Genomic DNA, 23567 nt, shown 5'->3' with positions numbered 1-23567 from the left:
CCTCGCACCGTCCGGCGGGTGACACGCCGTGGGGGAGACGGCCGGGGCACCGGCCGCCCGCGCCAGGAGGGCGTCAGCCGCCCAGGGTGAGGACGACCAGCGCGGTGGTGGCGGCGGTCTCCGCGACGCCGCCGAAGACGTCCCCGGTCACCCCGCCGAAGCGGCGGACGCAGCGGCGCAGCAGCAGCTCGGCGAGGACCACCCCGGCCAGCAGCGCGAGCGGCGTGCGCACGGCGTCGGCAGCACCGAGCAGGGCGCCCGTGACGGCCGCCCCGGCCGCGCAGCCCGCACCGACGGCGAACGCGCCCGGCACCGGCACCACTCCCGCGACCGCCGCCCCGAGCCCCTCCGGGCGGGCGGCCGGCACCCCGGCGCGCGCGGCGAGCGTGAGCGCCAGCCGGGCGGTGACCGCACCGACGACGGCCGCGAGGGCACCGCGCGCCCAGGAGTCGTCGTAGATCTGGGCCAGGGCGGCCACCTGGGCCAGCAGCACCAGGACGAGGGTGAGCACCCCGAACGGCCCGATGTCGGACTGCTTCATGATCCGCAGGGCGTCCTCGGCGGGCTGGCCGCTGCCCAGCCCGTCGGCGGTGTCGGCGAGCCCGTCCAGGTGCAGGCCCCGGGTGAGCGCGGCCGGCACCGCGACCGAGGCGACGGCGGAGAGCAGCGGGCCCGCGCCCAGCAGGAGCAGCAGCAGGCCGAGCCCGGCGGACCCGGCGCCGACGACCAGCCCGGCCACGGGCGCGCCGAGCATGCCCCCGCGGGCCGCCGCACGGTCCCAGCGGTGCACCCGGACGGGGAGCACGGTGAGGGTGCCGAAGGCGAAGCGGAGGCCGTCGAACGACGAGGTCGGCGGGGTCTCGGTCACCGGCGCAGGCTACCGGCCGCTCGGGCGGAGACCGCGGGGGGTCCGGACTAAAGTGCGCATATGGGACATTGGTTGCAGCGCAACATCGTCGAGCCGGGCAAGCTGCCGCTGCTCCTCGCCCTCGCCTCCTTCGTCCTGACCTTCCTGGTCACCCGGTTGATCACCCGGCTCATCCGGGCCGGCAAGGGCCCCTTCGGCAACGTCCGGGCGGGCGGGGTGCACATCCACCACGTGGTCCCGGGCATCGTGCTCACCGTCATCGGCGGCTTCGCCGCGGTCGCCGGCGGCCGGCACGGCTTCGGCTCGTGCGCCGCCGCGGTCGTCTTCGGCATCGGCGCCGGGCTCGTCCTGGACGAGTTCGCGCTGATCCTCCACCTCGACGACGTCTACTGGAGCGAGGAGGGCCGCAAGAGCGTCGAGGTCGTGGTGGTCACGGCCGCCCTCGGCGGGCTGCTGCTGCTCGGCTTCTCCCCGTTCGGCGTCAACGACCTGTCCCCCGGTGAACTCCAGGACCGCGGCTCGGTCGTCGCCAGCGTCGCCGGCAACTTCCTGCTGTCCCTGGTGGCCCTGTTCAAGGGCAAGCTCCGCACCGCTCTGTTCGGCGTGATCGTCCCCGTCGTCGCCCTGGTCGGCGCGATCCGGCTGGCCCGCCCCGGATCCCTGTGGGCCCGCCGCTTCTACGGCCGCCGCCCGCGCGCCCGTGCCAAGTCCCAGCTGCGCGCCTACCGCCACGACCGGCGCTGGGCCCGCCCCCGCCGCGCGCTGGAGGACTGGCTGGGCGGCAAACCCGACCCGGCCCCCGACCCGGACCCGCTCGACCGCGGCCGCTGACGCGCCCCGCACGGCGTGTGCCGCCGACGTGCCCTGGGCGGCGCGTACCGCCGACGTGCCCCGCACAGCGCGTACAGCACCAGCACCGCCGCGATGGCCGCCAGGTGCTCCCGGCCGGCCAGGTTCTCCTTCACCAGCACCTCCGCCACCATCGCGAGGGCCACCGCGCCGGCCGTCACCCGGGCGCCGTGGCGCAGCGCCACGACCACCGCGAGCCCCACCACCGCGGCCGACGGCCCGGTGTCCACCACGCGCGCGTCCGAGGCGGGCAGCCCCAGCGGGTGCCCCGGGCCGAGGGCGATGCCCACGCGCGCGTACAGGGTCCCGGCCAGCGTGGCGGCGTACGCCACCGCGAGCGTGCGCCACCGGCCCAGGCAGATCTCGGCGATCCCGAACACCAGCAGCACCTGGACCAGCGCCCCCCACACCGGCAGGTCGGGCGCCGGCACGAACAGCGACAGGGGTGTGCGCAGCAGGGCGAGCCACAGCGGGTCCTCCGCCCGCACCGCCCCCAGGTCCCGCACCCCGCGCATGCCCGCCGGCCACTGCTGGGCGACGTGCAGCGCGGCCGTCAGGCACACCGCGCCGAGCGTCATCGCGACCGCCCCCGCGCGCCGCTCGGCGAGCCCGGCGCGCACGGTGTCGTACAGCCGCCCCCACTCGGCGCGGGCCCAGCGGGCGGCCGTCGTCATCCGCGCCGCTCCAGGCGGCCCCGCCCCGGCCGCTCCGGTCCGCCCGGCAGTCCCGGCAGTCCCGGCAGTTCGAGGAAGCCTTCCGCGCGGGCCGACGCGAGGCCGATGCGGGGCAGGTCCGCGCTCTTCTCGAACAGCAGGAACCGCGGCTCCCAGATGGGCCGGTACTTGGCGTTGGCGCGGTACAGCGACTCGATCTGCCACCAGCGCGAGAAGAAGCTGAGCAGCGACCGCCACAGCCGCAGCACCGGCCCGGCACCCAGGCGGGCACCGCGCTCGAAGACCGAGCGGAACATCGCGAAGTTGAGCGAGACCTGGGTGACGCCGAACGCCGGACAGCCGCGCAACAGTTCGATGACCATGAACTCCATCAGCCCGTTGGCGGGGTGGGCGACGTCCCGGTCACGGCGCATCAGGTCCAGGGAGAGGCCCCGCGGCCCCCACGGGACGAACGACAGCAGCGCCTTCGGGCGGCCCTCGGCGTCGGCGCACTCGACCATCACGCACCGCCCGTCCTCCGGGTCCCCGAGCCGGCCGAGCGCCATGCTGAAGCCCCGTTCGGTGGCCCCGTCCCGCCACGCGTCGGCCCGCCGCACCAGGGCCCGCAGTTCGTCGGCGGGGATCTCCTCGTGCCGCCGGATCCGCACCGTGTACCCGGCCCGCCGCACCCGGTTGTACGCCTGCCGCACGGTGCGCATGGCGCGCCCCTCCAGGGTGAACTCGGCGACCTCCACGATCGCCTCGTCCCCGAGCTCCAGGGCGTCGAGCCCGTGCCGGGCGTAGACGGTGCCGGCCTCCTCGCCCGCGCCCATCACGGCCGGGATCCAGCCGTGCGCCCGCGCCTCGTCCAGCCAGGGCTCGATCGCCCCCGGCCACGCCTCGGGGTCGCCGAGCGGGTCCCCGGAGGCCAGCGACACCCCGCCGACGACCCGGTAGGTGACGGCGGCCTTGCCGGTCGGCGACCAGACCACGCTCTTGTCCCGGCGCAGCGCGAAGTACCCGAGCGAGTCCCGCTCCCCGTGCCGCTCCAGCAGCTCCCGCAGCCGCTTCTCGTCCTCGTGGCCGAGCGGGTCCACCGCGCGCCGGGAGCGGAACGCGGCGTACAGGACGGCCAGGACCAGGACGGTGCCCATCACGTTCACGGTCACGTCGACCCAGGTGGGCGGGGCGATGCCCGGGGTGTGCCGCTCGTCGGGGACGACCGAGACCAGGCGCAGCGTGCCGTACCACCAGCGCCCGGCGAACGTCGAACGCGCGGCGTCCGGAGCCCGGTTGGTGACCGTGACGAGCAGCGCCGCCAGCAGCGAGGTCCCCAGCAGGCCGCACCCGGCGACGAGCGCGGCGAGCCGGGGGTTGGCCCGGTCGCCCTTGGCGTAGAACTCGCCGCGCCCGGCGAGCAGCGCGGCCACGAAGCCGGCGGTCAGTGCCAGCGACACCCAGTTCTGCGGGTGGCGGCGGACCTCGGGGAACGCCATGGCGACCGCGAACAGCGCGAGGAACGCCCCGCTGAGCGCGAGGTTCAGGATCCAGGCGGCCCGCTTGCGGCGGCGCATCGTGACGGCGAGGAACGCGGCGAAGACGCCCGAGGCGAAGCCGGCCGTCAGCAGGTACGGCGTGAAGAGGTTCTCCTGGTTGTGCCGCCGCACGTCCTGCCCGAGGGAGACCCAGCCCGCGCTCAGGAAGTTGACGAAGGCGACGGCCCGCAGGTACCACACGGCGAGCGCGGCGGACCGCCTCGGGAGGGGACGGCGGTCGGGGCGGGGGGCGTGACGGTCTCCCATGGAGGGGGATCATATGGGCCGATTCGACTGATACGCCCGAATCGCACCTCCGCCGCGCCCCGCGGGCGATCGTCACGCCCTTTCGCACTCGCGCGCGCCCCGCTCCGTGGCGGACCTTCCCGGCTACTCCGCGGCAGGCTCCCCGTCCTTCGCGAAGTCCTGGGCGAGGTCCCGTGCGGGCTCCTTCGCGGGCTCATCCCCGGGTTCGTCCGTGCGCTCCGGCAGCTCCGCCGCCAGCGCGGCGGCGGCCCGCACCAGCGGGAGCGCCAGCAGGGCACCCGCGCCCTCGCCCACCCGGACGCCCTGGTCCAGCAGCGGCTCCAGCGCCATCCGGTCCAGCGCCTTGGCCTGCCCCGGCTCGCCGCTGCTGTGGCCGGCCAGCCACCAGTCCGGCGCCCGGAACGCGATCCGCTGTCCCACCAGCGCGCAGGCGGCCGCGACCACACCGTCCAGGACGACCGGCACCTTGCGCACCGCGCACTGCAGCAGGAAGCCCGTCATGGCCGCGAGGTCCGCCCCGCCCACCGTGGCCAGCAGCTGCAACTGGTCCCCGAGCACCGGCCGTGCCCGCCGCAGCGCGTCCCGGATCGCCGCGCACTTGCGCATCCACGCCAGGTCGTCGATCGCGAGCCCGCCCCGCCCGGTCACCACCGAGGCGTCGGTCCCGCACAGCGCGGCCACCAGCACCCCCGCCGCCGTGGTCCCGCCGACGCTCACGTCCCCGAGCACGACGAGGTCCGTCCCGGAGTCGGCCTCCTCGTCCGCCACCGCCACGCCCGCCCGGAAGGCCGCCTCGGCCTCCTGCGGGCTGAGCGCGTCCTCGACGTCGATCCGCCCGCTGCCGCGCCGCACCCGGTGCCGTACGACGTCCGCCGGGAACGCGTCCGGCGCGCAGTCCAGCGCCATGTCCACCACGCGCACCGGCACGTCGAGCCGCCGCGCCAGCACACCGACCGGACGGCCGCCCGCCAGGATCTCCCGCACCAGTTCGGCGGCGGAGCCGGCCGGCCGCGCCGAGACGCCGAGCTCGGCAACCCCGTGGTCACCGGCGAACAGCACCACCCGCGGCCGCTCGACCGGCCGCACGGGCACCGAGCCCTGCGCCGCCGCCAGCCACTCGCCCAGGTCGTCGAGGCGCCCGAGCGAACCGGGCGGCACCACCAGACGCTCCCGGCGGGCCTCCGCGTCGCGGCGCACCCCGCCGTCGGGGCGCTCGATCAGATCGGTGAAGTCGTCGAGATTCAGCGAGCTCATTCGCCGAACAGTACCGGCACCGGTCGAACGGCCCCGCGCCACGGCCCCGGCCCGCGACCGCGACATCTTTGCACCCGTCAGCGGCATCCCATACGTTCCTTTTTGACGCTATTCGCCTGATTGCTCTGATTACTGTGATTGTTCGGTTGTTGTGATCGCCTGCCTTCCACCTGCCGGGAGTCGCCGATGCCCGCACGGCCCATCCACGAGCCCCGCCGCGACGACTGCCCCTGGTGCGGCTCGAAGCGGCTGCGCACCCGGCTGCGCACGCCCGACCTGCGGCTCGGCCGGCCGGGCACGTTCACGCTCGACGCGTGCGAGGACTGCGCCCACACCTTCCAGAACCCGCGCCTGACCCCCGAGGGCCTCGCCCTGTACGGCAGCACGGCCGCGGAGGAGCCCGCCGACACCGGGCGCCTGCGGGCGGTGGCGCGGACCGTGCTGCGCCACGTCGCGGAACCGGAGAGCTGGCTGGACGTCGGCACGGGCGAGGGGCGCTTCCCCGAGGCGGCGCGGGAGGTGTTCCCCTACACGTCGTTCGACGGGCTGGACCTGACGGCGAGGGTGGTGCGCGCGCGGGACGCGGAACGGGTCGAGGAGGCCCACGTGGGGTCGCTGACCGACCCGCGGGTGCTCGCCGGGCTGCGCGGCCGCTACGACGTGGTGAGCATGCTGCACCACCTGGAGCACACCCGCGACCCCCGGCACGAACTGTGGGCGGCGCGCACCGCGCTGCGGCCGGGCGGCCTGCTGCTCCTCGAACTCCCCGACCCCGCCAGCGCGTCGGCGGACCTGCTGGGCAAGTGGTGGCCGTCCTACGACCAGCCCCGCCACCTGCACCTGATCCCGCTGCCCAACCTCCGCGCGGAGTTGGTCGCCCAGGGCTGGCGGATCCTCGGGACGGACCGCCGCGCGGCGCACGTCCCCCGGGACCTGACGGCCGCCACGGCGCTCTACCTGACCCGCAAGGGCTTCCTCACGCCCCCCGGGCCGCTGCTGACCCTGGCCAGGGCGGCCGACCACACCCTGTCCCCGGCGGCCCGCCGCACCCGCTTCGCCAACGCCTACCGGGTCATCGCCCGCAAGGGGACGAGCCGCTGACGGCCCGCCACCTCCTCGTGCGGCGACCGGGACGCAGCCCGCTCACCCCCGCTCACCCCCGCAGCACCAGCGCCTGACCCGCCACCACCAGCACCACCTGCTCGCACTCCGACGCCACCGCCGCGTTCAGGCGCCCCAGTTCGTCGCGGTAGCGCCGTCCCGACGCGGTCGCCGGCACGATCCCGGAGCCGACCTCGTTGGAGACGAGGACCACCGTGCGCCGGGCCGACCGCACGGCCGCCACCAGCGCGGCCACCCGCCCGCGCAGCTCCCGCTCACCGCCGTCCGCCCACAGCGCGTCGTCCCACGCCCCGACGGCGTCCATCGCGTCCGTCAGCCACAGCGACAGGCAGTCGATCAGCACCGGCGGCCCGTCCTCGGCGAGCAGCGGCACCAGGTCGCACGTCTCGCGGGTGCGCCACGACCCCGGCCGCCGCTCCCGGTGCGCGGCCACCCGCGCCGTCCACTCGGTGTCCCCGCCGCGCGAGCCGCCCGTCGCCACGTAGACCACCCCGGGGAACGACTCCAGCCGCCGCTCGGCCTCCACCGACTTGCCCGACCGGGCCCCGCCCAGCACCAGCGTCCGCCGCGGCACGTCGGGCACGGCGGCCGCGTCCTCGTGCGCGCCGGCCGTCAGCGTCGTCCCGTCCGCCACCGCCCGCGCCCCGGCGGCGGCGAGCCGGCGCCGCAGCTCCGCGCCCGGCGGCACGTCGTGGTCCAGGTGGACGGCGACCACGTCGGTGGCGGGGCCCACCGCGCCCACCGCGCGCAGCTTCGCCAGCGCGTCCGGCCGTCCCACCACGTCCAGCAGCACCAGGTCGTACCGCTCGGCCGCACCGGAGCCCTCCTCCAGGCCGGCCGGCGACCCGCCCGGCGGCAGGTACAGCAGCCGCTGCCCGTCGGGCCCGGTCACCGCGTACCCCGTGCCGCCCGCGTCCAGCGCCACCGCCCGCGCCCGATGCCCCGTCAGCACCGCCAACTCCCGCCCGTCCGGCGCCCGCCCCGGCTGCGGCAGCCCGGCCGGCACCTCCACCGCCGGACCGTCGTGCGGGTGCGACAGCAGCACCTGCCGCACGCCGCCCAGCGAGCGTCCGGCCCGCGCGGCCGCGAACGCCGCGCCCGGGGTGAGGTCGAGCAGCAGCACCCCGTCCACGAGCACCGAGGCCGCCGCCCGCGCGTGCTCGCCGGGCGAGGCCGCGCACACCGCGCAGGGACAGTCGGGGCGGGGCAGTCCCGCCGGGGCACCGGTACCGAGCAGAGTCACGTCCACGCCCCGATTTTCGCGTGTCGCCGCAGGTCTTGCGCATCCGGCTAGGCTGCCAGCAGGAGCCGGACCAAGATCCGGCTTCTGCTCTGCACGTGTTCACACCAGGGAGGCGTACATGGCGGCATGGACGTGGCGGTTCGAGAAGACCGACGGGACGGAGGTCCAGCCCGCGGTGGAGCCCGAGGAGTTCACCACGCAGGGGGACGCCGAGTCCTGGATCGGCGAGCACTGGAAGGACCTGCTGGCGGGCGGTGCCGACCAGGTGCGGCTGTTCGAGGACGCCACGGAGATCTACGGCCCGATGAGCCTGCACGCCGAAGGGTCCTGAGCCCCCGTCGGACGGCGGCGGGGACGGCCCCGGCCACCCGGGGACCGGGCGGTCACCGGCCCCGCCGCCTACTGCGTGCCCAGCGTCACGTCGACGGTCCGCCGGGTGCCGTCGCGGACGTACGTCACCTTCGTCCGCTGCCCCGGCCGGTCCGCCGCCAGCGCCTCCGACAGCGAGGTGATGTCGGTGATGGTGGTGTCGCCCAGCCGGGTGATGACGTCGCCGGGCCGGATGCCCGCCTCGTCGGCCGCGCCGCCGTCCTTCACGTCGACCACCGCCACCCCGGCGGCCTGGAACGAGCCGTCGACGAAGGTGCGGCCGGTGATGCCGAGCGCGGCCCGGCCCGAGTCGGTGACCTTGCCGTCCCGGACGATCTGGCCGGCCACCCGCTTCACCATCGACGCGGGGATCGCGAACCCGATGCCCGGCGCCGTGCCGTTGCCCAGGCCCGGGTCGGTCGCGGCGAGCGTCGGGATGCCGATGACCCGCCCGTCCAGGTCGACCAGCGCGCCCCCGCTGTTGCCGGGGTTGATGGCCGCGGACGTCTGCACCATGTTCGGGAGGGTGGCCCCCGTGCCACCGTCCGAGCCGCCCTCGCTGACGGTCCGGCCGGTCGCCGACACGATGCCCTGCGTCACGCTCGACGCGAGCCCCAGCGGCGAGCCCATGGCCAGCACGATCTGCCCCACGGCGACCTTCGCCGAGTCCCCGAACCGCGCGGCCCGCAGCCCGTCCGGCACCTTGTCCAGCTTGACGACGGCGAGGTCCTGGGCCGGGTAGGAGGAGACCAGGGTGGCGCTCAGCGGGTCCTTGCTGTTGGCGGTGGTCACCATGAAGGTCTTCGCGTCGCCGACGACGTGCGCGTTGGTGACGATGTGGCCCGCGGTGTCGTACACGACGCCGGAACCCAGGTCGGAGGCCGCCTGGATCTGCACCACCGACGGCAGCACGTCCTTGATCACGCGCTGGTAGTCGCCCTGCAGGTCGTCACCGGACCGCGCGACGGGAACGGCGGCCTGCTGCGTGGTGTCCTTCGGCGCCCCCGACGACGGCCCGGACCCGGAGCACGCGGACAGCAGCGCCAGCGAGCAGACCAGCGCGACGGCGGCGGCGACCGGCCGCGGACCACGCGGGCGAGCGGTGCGGAGGCGAGGAACGTCCATGCCCCGAGTCTCCCGGCGGCCACCCGGCCCGTCCCCCGGGGTTCACCCGGACGAGGGGCCGGGGACGGCGCCCCCGTGGCCGCGCTCACCCGGCATCTCGTACGACTGCTCCCCGCCCGGCCCGGCACCCCGCGCGCGGCTGCGTCCTGGGGGGTGTCTCGTCGATCAGGCCGGGCTCGCGGCGTCTGGCACCGCACCTCGCCGCGTTGTCGTCGGTCCCCGATGCTCCGCATCGACTCCCTCCTCCGCCTTGCGATGCACGGCACCAGACGCCGCTCCCTGATCCGGCCTGATCGACGAGACACCCCCTAGGGCCTGTCGTTTGGATCATTCCGGCGTCGCGGCATCTGGCACGCGCATCTGCGGCGTTGTCGTCGGTTTCCCCCACTCTCGGCTTCGCTCGAGCGGGAGGGGCCCCCATCGCTCCGCGTCGCCGCCCTCCTCCGCCTTGCAGCTGCACGCACCAGACCCCGCTCGGGTCGGCGACAAGGCGCCGTGGACCGGGCCGGACTGATCCAAACGACAGGCCCTAGCCCCGTACCCCGCACAAGTGCAGCAGTGCCGCCACCCCGCGGTAGGGATCCGTCTTCCCCGCCCGTTCCTCCGCCGCCAGCAGCGTCTCCAGGTCGGCCGGCGGCTCGGTGCCGTCCGGCGCGGTGTCGGTGAACACCCGCACCCCGTACCAGGCGTGCAGCGGCGCGCCGATCCCCGCGAGGGTGTCGGTCAGCGCGGCCCTCCGGTCGGCCCGGGCGTCCACGCCCAGCCGGTTCCGGTAGGAGACGCTGTCGAAGGCGGCCAGGGCGCCCGCCCAGTCGCCGGCCAGCCCCGGACGCATCGCCAGCGCGTCACCGTTGCGCACCAGCAGCGACAGCAGGCCGCCGGGCGCGAGCACCCGGGCCAGCCCCGCGAGCAGGGCGTCCGGGTCCTGGAGGTACATCAGCACCCCGTGGCAGAGCACCACGTCGAAGCTGCCCGGCAGGAAGTGCGCGCCCGTCTCGCGGCCGTCGCCCTCGATGATCCGCATCCGCTCCCGGATGCCCTCCGGCTCCCCGGACAGCGCCGCACGGGCCGCCGCGATCATCGTGGCGTCCTGCTCCAGCCCGGTCACCTGGTGCCCCAGCCGGGCCAGCCGCAGCGCCTGCGTGCCCTGGCCCATGCCGACGTCCAGCACCCGCAGCCGCTGCCCCACGGGGAACCGCCCGGCTATCTGCTCGTCGAGCTGCCGGGCCACCAGCTCCTGCCGTACGACCTCGCGCAGCCCGCCGAGACCGTTCAGCCAGGCGTCGGCCGCACCCCCGGTGAACGACGTCGTGCTCAGGGCCGCTCTCCGCGCTTGACCTGCGGCTTGGGCAGCCGGAGCCGACGCATCTGGAGCGAGCGCATGAGCGCGTAGGCGATGACGCCCTTGCGGTTGTCGCTCGGGAAGCGCTCCGTGAGCGCCTTGCGCAGCCGGAAACCGCTGAGGATCGAGTCCAGCACGATGAGGACGATCACCACGAGCCACAGCAGCAGCGCGATGTTCTGCAGCGAGCCCACCGGCACGATGCTGAGGACCAGGATCACCACGGCCATCGGCAGGAAGAACTCCGCCATGTTGAACCGCGAGTCGATCCAGTCGCGCGCGAACTTGCGGACCGGGCCCTTGTCGCGGGCCGGCAGGTACCGCTCGTCGCCGCCCGCCAGTGCCTGACGCTGCCGCTCCAACTGGGCGCGGCGCTCCTCGCGCTGACGCTTGGCGGCGTCCTTGCGCGTCAGCGACGTGTTGGCGACGCTGCGGCGCTGGGACTGGGCCTGGTTGCGCTTGGGTGTGGGCCGGCCCTTGGGGGCCTGCGGGTCTCGGGTCTGCTTGGAGTCGGTCACCGTCACCTTGTCGGCGAGCGGGGCCTTCTCTTCCTTGGCGCGGCTACGGAACACAAAACCCAAGGGTAAGCGCTCCCGGGCATGGACCCCAGCCCCCCGGGGAACGATCCGGCAACGCCGGTCGTCGTAAAGGGACAGAGCGGATGGAGCGGATGGAGGGGACCCGTCACTCGGGGCCACTCGGGGATCACCTACTCCTCACGCCGGAGCAGGGACCCACCGCAGTCGTCCTCGGGGATGAGCGCATCCGCCCCGAACAGTGCGTCAATGGAAGCAGGGCCCGTACTGTGGGTTCTGTCGCAGAGCTGGAGCCGGAGTCCGTCAGAAGGGGGCGCGCGAAGCCCATGAGCGGTGTCATGAAGCGTATGGGGATGATCTTCCGCGCGAAGGCGAACAAGGCCCTTGACCGGGCCGAGGACCCGCGCGAGACCCTCGATTACTCGTACCAGAAGCAGCTGGAGCTGCTCCAGAAGGTCCGCCGCGGCGTCGCCGACGTGGCCACCAGCCGCAAGCGCCTGGAACTCCAGCTGAACCAGCTCCAGCAGCAGTCGTCCAAGCTGGAGGACCAGGGCCGCAAGGCGCTGGCGCTGGGCCGCGAGGACCTGGCCCGGGAGGCCCTGTCCCGCAAGGCCGCGCTCCAGCAGCAGGTCACCGACCTCGAGACGCAGCACGCCACGCTCCAGGGCGAGGAGGAGAAGCTCACCCTGGCGGCCCAGCGGCTGCAGGCCAAGGTCGACGCCTTCCGCACCAAGAAGGAGACCATCAAGGCCACCTACACCGCGGCCCAGGCGCAGACCCGCATCGGCGAGGCGTTCTCCGGCATCTCCGAGGAGATGGGCGACGTGGGGCTGGCGATCCAGCGCGCCGAGGACAAGACGGCCCAGCTCCAGGCCCGTGCCGGCGCGATCGACGAGCTGCTCGCCTCCGGCGCCCTGGACGACCCGTCCGGCATGCACAAGGACGACATCCAGGCCGAGCTGGACCGCCTCTCCGGCGGTACGGACGTGGAGCTGGAGCTCCAGCGCATGAAGGCCGAGCTGGCCGGGGGCACCTCCGCCGACCGCCAGGCCATCGAGGGCGGCCAGGGGCAGCAGCAGCCCCAGCAGCAGCCGCAGGACACCCCGCGCTTCGACAAGCAGTAGCAGCCACGCAGCACCCGAGCACAGGCCTGACAGCAGGCCCACGCCGAGGAGGGCGTCATGATCGTACGGATCATGGGGGAGGGGCAGGTGGAGCTGGACGACTCCCGCCTCACCGAGCTGGACGAGCTGGACGACGAGCTCCTGGCCGAGCTGCAGCGCGGTGACGAGGCCGGCTTCCGCCGCACCCTCACCGCGCTCCTCGACGCCGTCCGCCGGCTCGGCACACCCCTGCCGGACGACTCCCTGGAGCCCTCCGGGCTGATCCTGCCGTCCCCGGACGCCGGCCTGGAGGAGGTCCGGGAGATGCTCGGCGCCGACGGGCTGATCCCGGGCTGACGGGGCCCCGGGGAGCGGGCGCCGGGACGTACTGTTCCTCCGTGAGCACTCTGGACCGCGCCCGGTGCACCGTCAGGGCCCACCCCCTCGCCCTGGACGCGGCCGTCGCGGCGGGCGTCCTCGTGTGCATGGTGGCCGGCTCCTTCGTCGACCCGCGCGGCGACAACGGCTCCGTGTGGGGCGTGCGCAGCCCCGCCCCGCTCAGCCTGCTCCTGATCACCGTCGGCGCGGCGGCCCTCGTCCTCCGCCGCAGCGCCCCCCTGACGGTCCTCGCCGTCACCGGCGCCGTCTCCGTCGTCGAGTGCGTCACCGGCGACCCCCGCGCCCCGGTCGCGATGTCCGCGGTGGTCGCCCTCTACACCGTCGCCTCCACCACCGACCGGGCCACCACCTGGCGGGCCGGCCTGCTCACCATGATCGTGCTGACCGGCGCCGCGATGCTGTCCGGGCCGCTGCCCTGGTACGCGCAGGAGAACATCGCGATCCTCGCCTGGACCGGGATCGGCGCGACCGCCGGGGACGCGGTCCGCAGCCGCCGGGCCGTCGTCCAGGCCATGCGGGAACGCGCCGAGCGCGCCGAACGCACCCGCGAGGAGGAGGCCCGCCGCCGGGTCGCCGAGGAGCGGCTGCGCATCGCCCGCGACCTGCACGACGTCGTCGCCCACCACATCGCCCTGGTCAACGTGCAGGCGGGCGTGGCCGCGCACGTCATGGACAAGCGCCCGGACCAGGCCAAGGAGGCCCTCGCCCACGTCCGCGAGGCCAGCCGCTCCGCGCTGAACGAACTGCGCGCCACCGTCGGCCTGCTCCGCCAGTCCGGCGATCCCGAGGCGCCCACCGAACCCGCGCCCGGCCTGGACCGCCTCGACGAGCTGGCCGGCACCTTCCGCAGCGCCGGCCTGCGGGTGGAGGTGGCCCGCGCCGACCAGGGCACGACGCTGCCCGCGGCCGTCGGCCTCGCGGCGTACCGGATCATCCAGGAGGCCCTCACCAACGTGCAGAAGCACGCGGGACCGGAGGCCAGCGCCGAGGTCAGCGTGGTCCGGGTGGGCCCGAACGTGGAGATCACGGTCCTGGACGACGGCCGCGCCGACGACCCGCCGGACCCCGTGGCGGGCGGCGGCCACGGCCTGCTCGGCATGCGGGAGCGCGTCACCGCCCTGCGCGGCACCCTCACCACCGGTCCCCGGTACGGCGGCGGCTTCCGCGTCCATGCGATCCTGCCGGTCAAGACCCGCAGCGCCACGGGACAACCGGGGGAGACCGTATGACCATCCGCGTCCTGCTGGCCGACGACCAGGCCCTGCTGCGCAGCGCCTTCCGGGTGCTGGTCGACTCCGAGCCGGACATGGAGGTGGTCGGCGAGGCGTCGGACGGCGCGGAGGCGGTCCGCCTGGCCAAGGAGGAGCGGGCGGACGTGGTGCTGATGGACATCCGCATGCCCGGCACGGACGGACTGGCCGCGACCCGTCTGATCAGCGCCGATCCGTCGCTGGCCGGCGTGAAGGTGGTCATCCTGACCACGTTCGAGGTCGACGACTACGTGGTGCGGTCGCTGCGCGCCGGCGCCTCCGGCTTCCTCGGCAAGGGCAGCGAACCGGAGGAGCTGCTGACCGCGATCCGGGTCGCCGCCGGCGGTGAGGCGCTGCTCTCCCCGGCCGCCACCAAGGGCCTGATCGCCCGCTTCCTCGCCCAGGGCGACGACGCCGACGGCCACGACCCGCTGCGCTCGGCCCGCCTGGGGGCGCTGACGGTACGCGAGCGCGAGGTCCTGGTCCAGGTCGCCGGCGGCCACTCCAACGACGAGATCGCCGAACGCCTGGAGGTCAGCCCGCTGACCGTCAAGACCCACGTCAACCGGGCCATGGCCAAGCTCGGCGCCCGCGACCGGGCGCAACTGGTGGTCATCGCCTACGAGTCGGGACTGGTCCGCCCGCACACGGACTGAGCCCGCCCCCGGACACCACGACGGGCGCCCGCCCCGGCCCGCCGCGTCACCCGCCCCCTCCCCGCCCGGCACCCGCCTGTCCCTATCCTGTGGACTCGAACTGCTCTGCGGACAAGGGGGAACGGAGCGGTGCCAGCACACAAGGACGACCCGAAGTCGGTCGGCGGGTACCGGATCGTCGGCCGGCTCGGCTCCGGCGGCATGGGGGTCGTCTACCGCGGCCGGGCCCGGTCGGGCCGCGAGGTCGCCGTCAAGGTGGTGCACTCCCAGTACGCCGAGGACGGGGTGTTCCGCACCCGGTTCCGGCAGGAGATCGAGGCCGTCCGCAAGGTCAGCGGCGCCTTCACCGCCCCCGTCGTGGACGCCGACCCGGAGGCCGCCCGGCCCTGGATGGCCACCCAGTACGTGCCCGGCCCCTCGCTCGCCGACCACATCCGCGCCCACGGCCCGCTGCGCGGCACCGCACTGCGCCGGCTCGCCCTGGGGCTGCTGGAGGCCCTGCGGGACATCCACCGCGCCGGGGTCGTCCACCGCGACCTCAAGCCCGCCAACGTGCTGATCGCCGAGGACGGCCCCCGGGTCATCGACTTCGGCATCTCCCGGGCCGCGGGCAACCAGACCCTCACCGAGACGGGCCACATGATCGGCACCCCGCCCTTCATGTCGCCGGAGCAGCTCACCGACGCCCGCTCGGCCGGTCCGGCCTCGGACGTGTTCTCCCTGGGCTCGCTGCTGGTGTACGCCGCCACCGGCCGGGGCCCGTTCGACGCCGACAGCCCGTACCTGACGGCGTACCAGGTGCTCACCGCGGAGCCCGACCTGACCGGGCTGCCCGAACCGCTGCGCACCGTCCTGGCCGACTGCCTGGCCAAGGAGGCGGGCGGCCGGCCCGCCCTGGACGACCTCGCGGGGCGGCTCGCCGAGGCCCTGCCGAGGTCCGCGCCCGACGACGAGCCCACCGTCGCGCTGCGCCGCCCGGACCCCGAGCCCACCGCGCCGGAGCCGACCGCCTCCCGGACCGGTGGTGGTCCGCGCGCGACCGGCCCGGGGACCGGCGGCCCCCGGGAGGGCGGCCCCGGGGCGGGGGAGGCGCACGCGGAGCCGCCGGCGCCCGAGCCGCCCCGGCCCCGTCGCCGCGCCCGGCTGGTGGCACTGTCCGCCGGAGCCGCCGTCCTGGCCGTCGCCCTGACGGCGTACCTGCTGTCCCTGCCGGACGACGGCGGGACGGCCCGGCCGGGCACCGGGCGGAGCCCATCGGCCGACTCCCGCTGGGAGCCCCTGCCCGCGGGCTGGCGGCCGTGGCGGACCACGGTGTTCGCCGACGCCGCGAGCGGTGTGCGGACGTCCACCCGGGAGAGCAGCGGCGGGCTCGCCTGCGTGCCGGCCACCGGGGCGCTGTACTGCGCGGGCGGCACCACGCTGCCGGTCCGGTTCGACACCCTGACCGGCAAGCTGCTGTGGCGGTCCGCCGCCGGGGCGTCCCCCACGGCGGGGGTGCGGTACGAGTACCGGGTCCTCGGCGTGGCCGGGCAGGTGCTGCTGGTCCGGCAGAACGCGCTGGCGGCGTACGACAACGACCGCACGTCGGCCGTCGTGGCCCTCGACACGCGCACCGGCGCGCGGCTGTGGTCGAGAGCCCTAGTCACGGGCTCGGAGACGGGCCCGGCCCTCGCGGCGGGGCTGGCGCTGGTGCCGGACGCCGGCGGCCGCACGGTCACCGCCCGGTCGCCGCGGGACGGCGCCCGGATGTGGTCGGCGACCCTGCCCGCCGGGCACTCGTGCGCGTTCCCGGCCTCCGCCGGGGGCCTGTACGCCGTGTGCTCGTCCTACGTCGGCGCCGGCGCGGACACCCGGCTGCTCCGCGTCGACCCGGCCGACGGCACGGTCCGCACGCTGGCCACCCTGGCACCGCGCAGCACCTACCTGGGCGTCCTGGACGGCCGGCACGTCTTCGCCGAGGAGAGCGGGTCGGGGGCGTCCGACCTGGACGAGACGGCGTACGGGCGCGCCGTGCTGGTCGACGGCACCACCGGGCAGCGCCGGGCGGTCCCGCTCGCCGGCACCCCGCGCGGCCCGGTGACCCTGACCGGGGGCCTGCTCTGCTTCACCCTCTCCAACGGCCTGGTCACCGCGCACGCGCCCACGACCGGCGAGCGCCTGTGGCAGAGCCGGACCACGCTGGAACAGGGGGGCACCCCGGTGGCCGACGGCAGGGGCCGGACCCTGTTCGTGGCCAGCGTCAGCGGCCGGGTGGCCGCCCTGGACAGCCGCAGGGGCACGGTGCTGTGGGAGTCGTACCCGCGCGCCGGCGGCGCCGACAGCGGCTTCGGGTCCCAGATCCACCGTGACGGCGGAGCCCTCACGGTCACCACCCCGGACGGCACGGTCTTCGCGCTCGACCCGGCCCACCCGGACCGCACACCGACCTGACCCCGCCCGGACACGCCGACGGCCCGCCCGGGCACCAGGTGCTCGGGCGGACCGTACGGGTGTGTCCGGCGGTGGGGGCTACGGCAGGGCCAGCATCCGCTCCAGGGCGAGCTTGGCGAACGCCTCCGTCTCCCGGTCGACCTGGATGCGGTTGACCAGCTTGCCCTCGGCCAGGGACTCCAGGGTCCAGACCAGGTGGGGCAGGTCGATGCGGTTCATGGTCGAGCAGAAGCACACCGTGCGGTCGAGGAAGACGATCTCCTTGCCCTCGGGAGCGAAACGGTTCGCCAGGCGGCGGACCAGGTTCAGCTCCGTGCCGATGGCCCACTTGGAGCCGGCCGGGGCGGCCTCCAGGGCCTTGATGATGTACTCCGTGGAGCCGACGTAGTCGGCGGCGGCGACGACCTCGTGCCGGCACTCGGGGTGCACCAGGACGTTGACGCCCGGGATGCGCTCGCGCACGTCGTTCACCGAGTCGAGCGAGAAGCGGCCGTGCACCGAGCAGTGGCCGCGCCACAGGATCATCTTCGCCGCGCGCAGCTCCTCCGCGCTCAGGCCGCCGTTGGGCTTGTGCGGGTTGTAGACCACGCAGTCGTCCAGGGACATCCCCATGTCCCGGACGGCGGTGTTGCGGCCGAGGTGCTGGTCCGGCAGGAACAGGACCTTCTCGCCCTGCTGGAACGCCCACTCCAGCGCCCGCTGCGCGTTGGAGGAGGTGCAGATCGTGCCGCCGTGCTTCCCGGTGAACGCCTTGATGTCCGCGGAGGAGTTCATGTACGACACCGGGACGACCTGTTCGGCGACGCCCGCCTCGGTCAGCACGTCCCAGCACTCCGCGACCTGCTCGGCCGTCGCCATGTCGGCCATGGAGCAGCCGGCGGCGAGGTCCGGGAGCACGACCTTCTGGTCGTCGCCGGTGAGGATGTCCGCCGACTCGGCCATGAAGTGCACACCGCAGAAGACGATGTACTCGGCCTCCGGGCGCGCGGCCGCGTCGCGGGCCAGCTTGAAGGAGTCGCCCGTGACGTCGGCGAACTGGATGACCTCGTCGCGCTGGTAGTGGTGGCCGAGCACGAAGACCTTGTCGCCGAGCTTGGCCTTGGCGGCGCGGGCCCGCTCCACCAGGTCGGGGTCGGACGGCGAGGGCAGGTCACCGGGACACTCGACGCCGCGCTCGCTCTTCGGGTCGGCCTCGCGGCCGAGGAGCAGCAGGGCGAGCGGAGTCGGCTGTACGTCGAGCTCCGTGGTCTGGGCGGTGGTCACGACACGCACCCTTTCTACTTTTCGTCGTTCTGACGCTATCTATCATAACCCGCTTCACGTCACTTTGACGATGGTCATAGCGTCGGTGTGACGTGAATCCCGATGAGGCGTTTTCCGCCCGCTGCGCCGTGTGCGAGCATGAAGGAGGTGCCGAAAGTCCTCGCGCCCGGCCCGGAATGAATCCGCGGCCTTGCCGGTTGCACTCGTCGGCAAGCAGTCTCCGTACAACCCGGGAGAGATGTAGATGTCCGTATCGGACGAGACCACCACCGTCACCGACGGCATCATCCTGACCGACGCCGCCGCGGCCAAGGTCAAGGCGCTGCTCGACCAGGAAGGCCGCGACGACCTCGCGCTGCGGGTCGCCGTCCAGCCCGGCGGCTGCTCCGGCCTGCGCTACCAGCTCTTCTTCGACGAGCGCTCGCTCGACGGCGACGTGGAGAAGGACTTCGGCGGCGTGAAGGTCGTCACCGACCGCATGAGCGCTCCCTACCTGGGCGGCGCCACGGTCGACTTCGTGGACACGATCGAGAAGCAGGGCTTCACGATCGACAACCCGAACGCGACCGGCTCCTGCGCCTGCGGCGACTCGTTCAACTAGGCGGAACGCCGTGCCACCGAGCGCGGCACCCGCACCGAACAGGAAGGCGGCGGCCCCTTCCCGGGGCCGCCGCCTTCCTGTGTGTCCCGCCCCCGCCGCTCAGCGGGGCAGCCGCGCGCCGGTCTTCTCCAGCGGCACCGCCCGGCCGTCCGCGCCGACGACCGCCCGCGCGCCCAGCGGCTGCTCCAGCCGCACCGTCCGGTGGTACAGCTTGGCCAGCATGATGCAGACCTTCTCCGGGTGCCGCTGCTCGGTCACGGTCACCGTCACCTTCCCGGCGCCCTCGGCCGCCGACACCGTGTAGTCCGAGCACACCCCGCCGGTGAACGCCACGGTCAGGTCGGTGCCCTCCGCCGTGTAGCCGTCGACGTGCACCGCGTGCGGGGCCCCCGTCGGGCTCGCGGCGCCGCCGGGCGCGGACGGCCGCGGGCTCGGCGGCGCGGTCGGCTCACCGGGCGGCGGCGTGACCGACGCCGACGGGGTCGGCGCCGTCAGGTACCGCGGGTCCACGGCCGGGTGCGTCACCGTGTACGGCTCCCCGGCCCCCTTCGCCCGCACCTCGAACAGCCACGACGGCACCAGCACCTGCCGCCCGCCCGAACTCTGCGGGGCCAGGCCGAACACCGCGTCCTCGACGGTCAGCGTCTCCTTCTGCGGAGCCGCGGTCGACGCCCCGCACGGGCTCTCCAGCCGGTCCTTCAGCGGCACCGGGCTGGCGCAGCCGCCGATGCCCATCCGGTGGTGGCCCGTCGCCCCCGGGGCCGTGTCCGCCCCCGGCGCGGTGTTCATCAGCTCCAGCGTGTCCTCGGCGCTCAGCACCGGGTACGTCGCGCCCTTCACCGGCGCCGACACCTGCCCGTTGCCCTGCACCACCTCGCCCTGCGCGCCGACGACGATCCCGGTCGTCCAGCCGTGGGTCGGCAGACCGCCCACCACCGGATCGGCGTTCACCACCCGCTGCGCGCCCAGGACCTGCCCGGCGTCCACCTTGGCGGCGTCCTGGCCGACGGCCTTGAGCACCGGCGCGGCCGCCTTCTTGGCCACGGCCTCGCTCACCGGGGTCCCGGACGGGGCGATCGGGGCCTTGCCGCAGACCGCCTGGGCCCGCGTGCAGTCGTCGGTGCCCGGCGCGTACCGGATGAACGTCCACAGGCCCGGCGCCTGCCGGTTCACCCGGAGCACCGGCCCCGAGCCGTCCTGGACGGCGCCGACCCGCCAGACGTCGCCGTCCGCGACGGGCGTGCCGTCCATCCCGAGGGCCCGCGCGAGCCGGGCGGCCTCGTCCTGGCCGACCGCGCCCTTCGGCCAGTACACGGCCGCGGCGGAGGGGCCGTCGGGCAGCGGGCCGCCGGCGCGGTAGACCACGCCGTACGGGTTCGGCTCACCGGGCGCGATTCCGTTGCCGGTGCCCGCGGGGGAGCCGTCGGAACCGGAGGGCGCGGCCGAACCCGCCACGTACCCGTCGAGCGCCAGGGGAGGCGGCGTGCCCCCGCCGGACGGCGACCCGGCCCCGCCGTCCCCCCTGCTCGTGTCGGCCACCAGGTACGCACCGCCCCCGCCGGCCAGCAGCACGGCGGCGGCGACGGAGGCGACGACCACCGGGGTGCGGCGGAGGAAGGGGTGGGTCCCGCGGGTCCCGGGGCCGCCCCCGGCGGTCCCCCCGGTCTCCGTGGTCCCGGCGGTCCCGGTGGGCTCGGCGTCGTCGTGGTCGGGTCGCTCGGTGTTCACGCCATCGCTCCTTCGGCTGCGCTGCAGTCCTGCTGTCTCCCGTGACCGGGGACAGCGATGGGACGCAGCGGGGGAGCGCACGGTTCCCCGCCGGGCGCCCTCCCCTCAGTCGCCGTAGTCGGACATGCCCTCCAGCAGCCGGGCCGAGGTCGCCGGGACCTCCACCCCGTGGATGTGCGACGGCGGCACGGGACGGGACGCGAGCCGGTCCGGCGCCGCCCAGTGCGGGGCCATCCGGGCGCAGTCCCCCCGCAGCGACGCGAGGTCGCCTTCGAGGTCGGCCGGAGCGGGCGCGGACACCTTGAGGTTCGTCATAACGGCACCGTAGGCACGCCGAAGCCGGTGAAGAAAGATCTACTATCGGGTAGTTTCGTGCGCTTCTACGACCCCCGCCGACCGGGTAGCGTGAACTGTCAACCCACCTCCCCCCAGGAGAGTCCACGCCGTGCGCATCGCAGTCACCGGCTCCATCGCCACCGACCACCTCATGACGTTCCCCGGCCGCTTCGCCGACCAGCTCGTCGCGGACCAGCTGCACACGGTCTCGCTCTCCTTCCTGGTCGACAACCTGGACGTACGGCGCGGCGGCGTCGGCGCGAACATCGCGTTCGGCATGGGACAGCTCGGCACCGGACCGGTCCTGGTCGGCGCGGCGGGCTTCGACTTCGACGACTACCGCGCCTGGCTCGACCGGCACGGCGTGGACACCGAGTCGGTCCGCATCTCCGACACGCTGCACACGGCCCGCTTCGTGTGCACGACCGACGCCGACCACAACCAGATCGGCTCCTTCTACACGGGCGCGATGAGCGAGGCCCGTCTGATCGAGCTGAAGACCGTCGCCGACCGCGTCGGCGGGCTCGACCTGGTGCTGATCGGCGCCGACGACCCGGAGGCGATGCTCCGCCACACGGAGGAGTGCCGCACCCGGGGCATCCCCTTCGCCGCCGACTTCTCCCAGCAGATCGCCCGGATGGAGGGCGAGGAGATCCGGATACTGCTGGACGGCGCGACGTACCTGTTCTCCAACGAGTACGAGAAGGGCCTCATCGAGTCCAAGACCGGCTGGAGCGACGCCGAGATCCTCTCCCGCGTCGGCCACCGGGTCACCACGCTCGGCTCGCGCGGCGTGCGCATCGAGCGCACCGGCGAGGACCCGGTCGAGGTCGGCTGCCCCGAGGAGGAGCGCAAGGCCGACCCCACCGGCGTGGGCGACGCGTTCCGCGCCGGCTTCCTGTCCGGGCTGTCCTGGGGCGTCTCCCACGAGCGCGCGGCCCAGGTGGGCTGCATGCTCGCCACCCTCGTCATCGAGACCGTGGGCACCCAGGAGTACCGCCTGCTGCGCGGCCACTTCATGGAGCGCTTCACCAAGGCCTACGGCGACGAGGCGGCCGCCGAGGTGGAGACCCACCTGCGCTAGCCGCACGCCGCCGGCGTCCCGGTCAGCTCACCCGGCGCACCACGTACGCCGCACCCCGTTCGGCCGGTTCCTCCCCGACGTACTCCTGGCCCCGCATGGCGCACCACGCCGGGATGTCCAGGCGGGCCGCCTCGTCGTCGGAGAGGACCCGGACCGTGCCGCCCACCGGGACCTCCCCGAACACCTTGGCCAGTTCGATGACGGGGATCGGGCACCGCTTGCCGAGCGCGTCGACGACCAGCGCGTCCCGCGTCGGGACGGCCGCCGGTGCCGCTGCCGGCGCGCCCAGCGCGTCCCGGACGCCGGCCACCAGGCCCGGCAGGACGTCCAGGAAGCGTTCCACGTCCTCCTCGGGCGTCCCCGGCGGCAGGGACACCCGCACGTTGCCCTCGCTCAGCACCCCCATGGCGCGCAGCACATGGCTGGGCGTCAGCGTGCTGCTGGTGCAGGAGGAGCCCGACGACACGGAGAAGCCCTCCCGGTCCAACGCGTGCAGCAGGGCCTCCCCGTCGACGTAGAGGCAGGAGAAGGTCACGATCCCGGGCAGCCGCCGCCCGGGGTCGCCCACCACCTCGACGTCCGGCACGGTCCGCGCCACCCGCGCCCGGATCCGCTCCGTCAGCTCCCGCAGCCGTACCGCCTCGGCCGCCGCCTCGTCCCGCACGGCGCGCAGGGACGCCACGGCCGCCACGATCGCCGGCAGGTTCCCGAAGCCCGGCGCCCGGCCCGACTCGCGCTCGTCCGCAGGTCCTTGCGGGGCGAACCGCACGCCCTTGCGCACCACGAGCAGCCCGACCCCGGGCGGGCCGCCCCACTTGTGCGCGCTCGCCGCCAGCAGCGACCAGTCGCCCGCCACCGGCCCCCACCCCAGCGACTGCGCCGCGTCCACCAGCAACGGCACCCCGGCCGCCCGGCAGGCCTCGGCCACGGCCGCCACGGGCTGTTCGGTGCCCACCTCGTGGTTGGCCGACTGCAGGCACGCCAGCGCGGTGTCCGGCCGCAGGGCCCCCGCGTACGCCGAAGGGTCCACGGCACCGGCCCGGTTCACCGGCACCCGGGTCACCGTCCCGCCGTCCGCCTCGAACGCCTCCGCCGAATGGAGGACGCTGGAGTGTTCGACGGACGACACGATCAGGTGGCGTCCGGTGCGCCGCCGTCCGGCCGACGCGCCCGCGATCCCGGTGTGCACGGCGTGCGTTCCGGACGGGGTGAACACCACTTCGTCGGCCCGGCAGCCGACGGCCTCGGCGGCCGCCTCGCGCGCGGCGTCCAGCAGCATCCGGGCCCGGCGCCCCTCCCGGTACAGCCGGGCGGGATCGGCCCACCCCTCGTCCAGGGAGGCCAACAGCGCCTGACGGGCGACGGGGTGGAGGGGAGCGGCCGAAGCGGCGTCGAAGTAGGCCATGCGGCCACGCTAGACGGACGGCCGCGGAGTGGGTGTCCGGGGGCGCGGGGAACCGCGCGACACGCCGTCACGAGACCCCCACCCGCCAATCCAGCTAACCGACCGAGCGACTAGGCACCCCTCCCCGCGAACCCCCGGAGGGCGTCGGC

The 23567-nt window shown here is 75.0% G+C and carries 22 protein-coding genes; 10 read left to right on the top strand and 12 right to left on the bottom strand.

From position 1 onward, the window contains the following. Positions 1-73: 73 nt before the first annotated feature. Positions 74-868, bottom strand: coding sequence for an adenosylcobinamide-GDP ribazoletransferase (locus tag E4U91_RS09975; protein WP_137306516.1), 795 nt, complete (start codon positions 866-868; stop codon positions 74-76). Between the two features lie 60 nt (positions 869-928). Here E4U91_RS09975 and E4U91_RS09970 point away from each other — a divergent pair, with 60 nt between their 5' ends. After that, on the top strand, positions 929-1699 hold the full coding sequence (locus tag E4U91_RS09970) for a hypothetical protein (RefSeq protein ID WP_137306515.1): 771 nt from the start codon (positions 929-931) through the stop codon (positions 1697-1699). Here the strand turns inward: E4U91_RS09970 and E4U91_RS38425 are convergent. The 3 genes from E4U91_RS38425 to cobT form a co-directional block, all read right to left on the bottom strand. After that, positions 1591-2391 (bottom strand): hypothetical protein, encoded by an 801-nt coding sequence (locus E4U91_RS38425; RefSeq protein WP_174867781.1) that lies wholly within the window; start codon positions 2389-2391, stop codon positions 1591-1593. The two genes, E4U91_RS09970 and E4U91_RS38425, sit on opposite strands and share 109 nt — an antisense overlap. Continuing rightward, complete coding sequence (locus E4U91_RS09960; RefSeq protein WP_137306514.1) at positions 2388-4172, bottom strand: phosphatidylglycerol lysyltransferase domain-containing protein; 1785 nt, start codon at positions 4170-4172, stop codon at positions 2388-2390. The genes E4U91_RS38425 and E4U91_RS09960 overlap by 4 nt, the downstream gene beginning before the upstream one ends. 123 nt (positions 4173-4295) lie before the next feature. After that, positions 4296-5426, bottom strand: a complete 1131-nt coding sequence (cobT, locus tag E4U91_RS09955; RefSeq protein ID WP_241678541.1) for a nicotinate-nucleotide--dimethylbenzimidazole phosphoribosyltransferase — start codon at positions 5424-5426, stop codon at positions 4296-4298. Between the two features lie 186 nt (positions 5427-5612). On the opposite strand from cobT, the gene E4U91_RS09950 reads away from it, so the two are divergent. After that, positions 5613-6527 (top strand): class I SAM-dependent methyltransferase, encoded by a 915-nt coding sequence (locus E4U91_RS09950; RefSeq protein WP_137306513.1) that lies wholly within the window; start codon positions 5613-5615, stop codon positions 6525-6527. 52 nt (positions 6528-6579) lie between these two features. Here E4U91_RS09950 and E4U91_RS09945 read toward each other — a convergent pair whose 3' ends face one another. Then, positions 6580-7797, bottom strand: a complete 1218-nt coding sequence (locus E4U91_RS09945) for a bifunctional adenosylcobinamide kinase/adenosylcobinamide-phosphate guanylyltransferase (RefSeq protein ID WP_168218092.1) — start codon at positions 7795-7797, stop codon at positions 6580-6582. Between the two features lie 112 nt (positions 7798-7909). On the opposite strand from E4U91_RS09945, the gene E4U91_RS09940 reads away from it, so the two are divergent. Continuing rightward, entirely contained in the window at positions 7910-8122 is a 213-nt protein-coding gene (locus E4U91_RS09940) for a hypothetical protein (RefSeq protein ID WP_067231645.1), read from the top strand. A gap of 68 nt (positions 8123-8190) precedes the next feature. On the opposite strand, the gene E4U91_RS09935 is transcribed toward E4U91_RS09940, so the two are convergent. The 3 genes from E4U91_RS09935 to E4U91_RS09920 form a co-directional block, all read right to left on the bottom strand. Next, on the bottom strand, positions 8191-9285 hold the full coding sequence (locus tag E4U91_RS09935; protein ID WP_137306512.1) for a S1C family serine protease: 1095 nt from the start codon (positions 9283-9285) through the stop codon (positions 8191-8193). A 529-nt stretch (positions 9286-9814) separates the two neighbouring features. Beyond that, entirely contained in the window at positions 9815-10516 is a 702-nt protein-coding gene (locus tag E4U91_RS09925) for a class I SAM-dependent methyltransferase (RefSeq protein WP_137306510.1), read from the bottom strand. Positions 10517-10599: 83 nt separating this feature from the next. Continuing rightward, positions 10600-11199, bottom strand: coding sequence for a DUF3043 domain-containing protein (locus E4U91_RS09920; protein ID WP_137306509.1), 600 nt, complete (start codon positions 11197-11199; stop codon positions 10600-10602). A 311-nt stretch (positions 11200-11510) separates the two neighbouring features. On the opposite strand from E4U91_RS09920, the gene E4U91_RS09915 reads away from it, so the two are divergent. The 5 genes from E4U91_RS09915 to E4U91_RS09895 all read left to right on the top strand — a co-directional run bounded on the left by E4U91_RS09915 (position 11511) and on the right by E4U91_RS09895 (position 17001). Continuing rightward, positions 11511-12287 carry a PspA/IM30 family protein gene (locus E4U91_RS09915; RefSeq protein WP_079083962.1) on the top strand — a complete coding sequence of 259 codons (777 nt, stop codon included), beginning with the start codon at positions 11511-11513 and terminating at the stop codon, positions 12285-12287. Positions 12288-12344: 57 nt separating this feature from the next. Next, positions 12345-12623, top strand: coding sequence for a PspA-associated protein PspAA (gene pspAA, locus E4U91_RS09910; protein WP_137306508.1), 279 nt, complete (start codon positions 12345-12347; stop codon positions 12621-12623). Positions 12624-12664: 41 nt separating this feature from the next. Next, entirely contained in the window at positions 12665-13894 is a 1230-nt protein-coding gene (locus tag E4U91_RS09905; protein ID WP_137306507.1) for a sensor histidine kinase, read from the top strand. Next, entirely contained in the window at positions 13891-14571 is a 681-nt protein-coding gene (locus tag E4U91_RS09900; protein WP_137306506.1) for a response regulator transcription factor, read from the top strand. Before E4U91_RS09905 ends, E4U91_RS09900 begins: the two co-directional genes overlap by 4 nt. Before the next feature lie 129 nt (positions 14572-14700). Next, positions 14701-17001, top strand: a complete 2301-nt coding sequence (locus E4U91_RS09895; RefSeq protein ID WP_137306505.1) for a protein kinase domain-containing protein — start codon at positions 14701-14703, stop codon at positions 16999-17001. Between the two features lie 78 nt (positions 17002-17079). Here the strand turns inward: E4U91_RS09895 and nadA are convergent, their stop codons facing one another. Next, positions 17080-18264 (bottom strand): quinolinate synthase NadA, encoded by a 1185-nt coding sequence (gene nadA, locus E4U91_RS09890; RefSeq protein WP_137306504.1) that lies wholly within the window; start codon positions 18262-18264, stop codon positions 17080-17082. Between the two features lie 244 nt (positions 18265-18508). Between nadA and E4U91_RS09880 the strand changes: the two genes are divergently transcribed. Then, positions 18509-18865: an iron-sulfur cluster assembly accessory protein gene (locus E4U91_RS09880; RefSeq protein WP_131568145.1), complete on the top strand. Its 357-nt coding sequence runs from the start codon at positions 18509-18511 to the stop codon at positions 18863-18865. A 99-nt stretch (positions 18866-18964) separates the two neighbouring features. On the opposite strand, the gene E4U91_RS09875 is transcribed toward E4U91_RS09880, so the two are convergent. Continuing rightward, positions 18965-20593 carry a hypothetical protein gene (locus tag E4U91_RS09875; RefSeq protein WP_137306502.1) on the bottom strand — a complete coding sequence of 543 codons (1629 nt, stop codon included), beginning with the start codon at positions 20591-20593 and terminating at the stop codon, positions 18965-18967. A gap of 105 nt (positions 20594-20698) precedes the next feature. Beyond that, positions 20699-20908: a hypothetical protein gene (locus E4U91_RS09870; protein ID WP_137306501.1), complete on the bottom strand. Its 210-nt coding sequence runs from the start codon at positions 20906-20908 to the stop codon at positions 20699-20701. A gap of 130 nt (positions 20909-21038) precedes the next feature. On the opposite strand from E4U91_RS09870, the gene E4U91_RS09865 reads away from it, so the two are divergent. Then, positions 21039-22013, top strand: a complete 975-nt coding sequence (locus E4U91_RS09865) for a carbohydrate kinase family protein (RefSeq protein WP_137306500.1) — start codon at positions 21039-21041, stop codon at positions 22011-22013. Between the two features lie 22 nt (positions 22014-22035). Here the strand turns inward: E4U91_RS09865 and E4U91_RS09860 are convergent, their stop codons facing one another. Next, on the bottom strand, positions 22036-23418 hold the full coding sequence (locus tag E4U91_RS09860; protein WP_137306499.1) for a cysteine desulfurase/sulfurtransferase TusA family protein: 1383 nt from the start codon (positions 23416-23418) through the stop codon (positions 22036-22038). Positions 23419-23567: the final 149 nt, after the last annotated feature.

Origin of the sequence: Streptomyces lasalocidi, assembly GCF_005280215.1 — a bacterium.
GTDB classification, from domain to species: Bacteria; Actinomycetota; Actinomycetes; order Streptomycetales; family Streptomycetaceae; genus Streptomyces; species Streptomyces longwoodensis.
The sequence above is the reverse complement of the archived record's forward strand: the minus strand, read 5'-3'. Positions and strand labels throughout refer to the sequence as shown.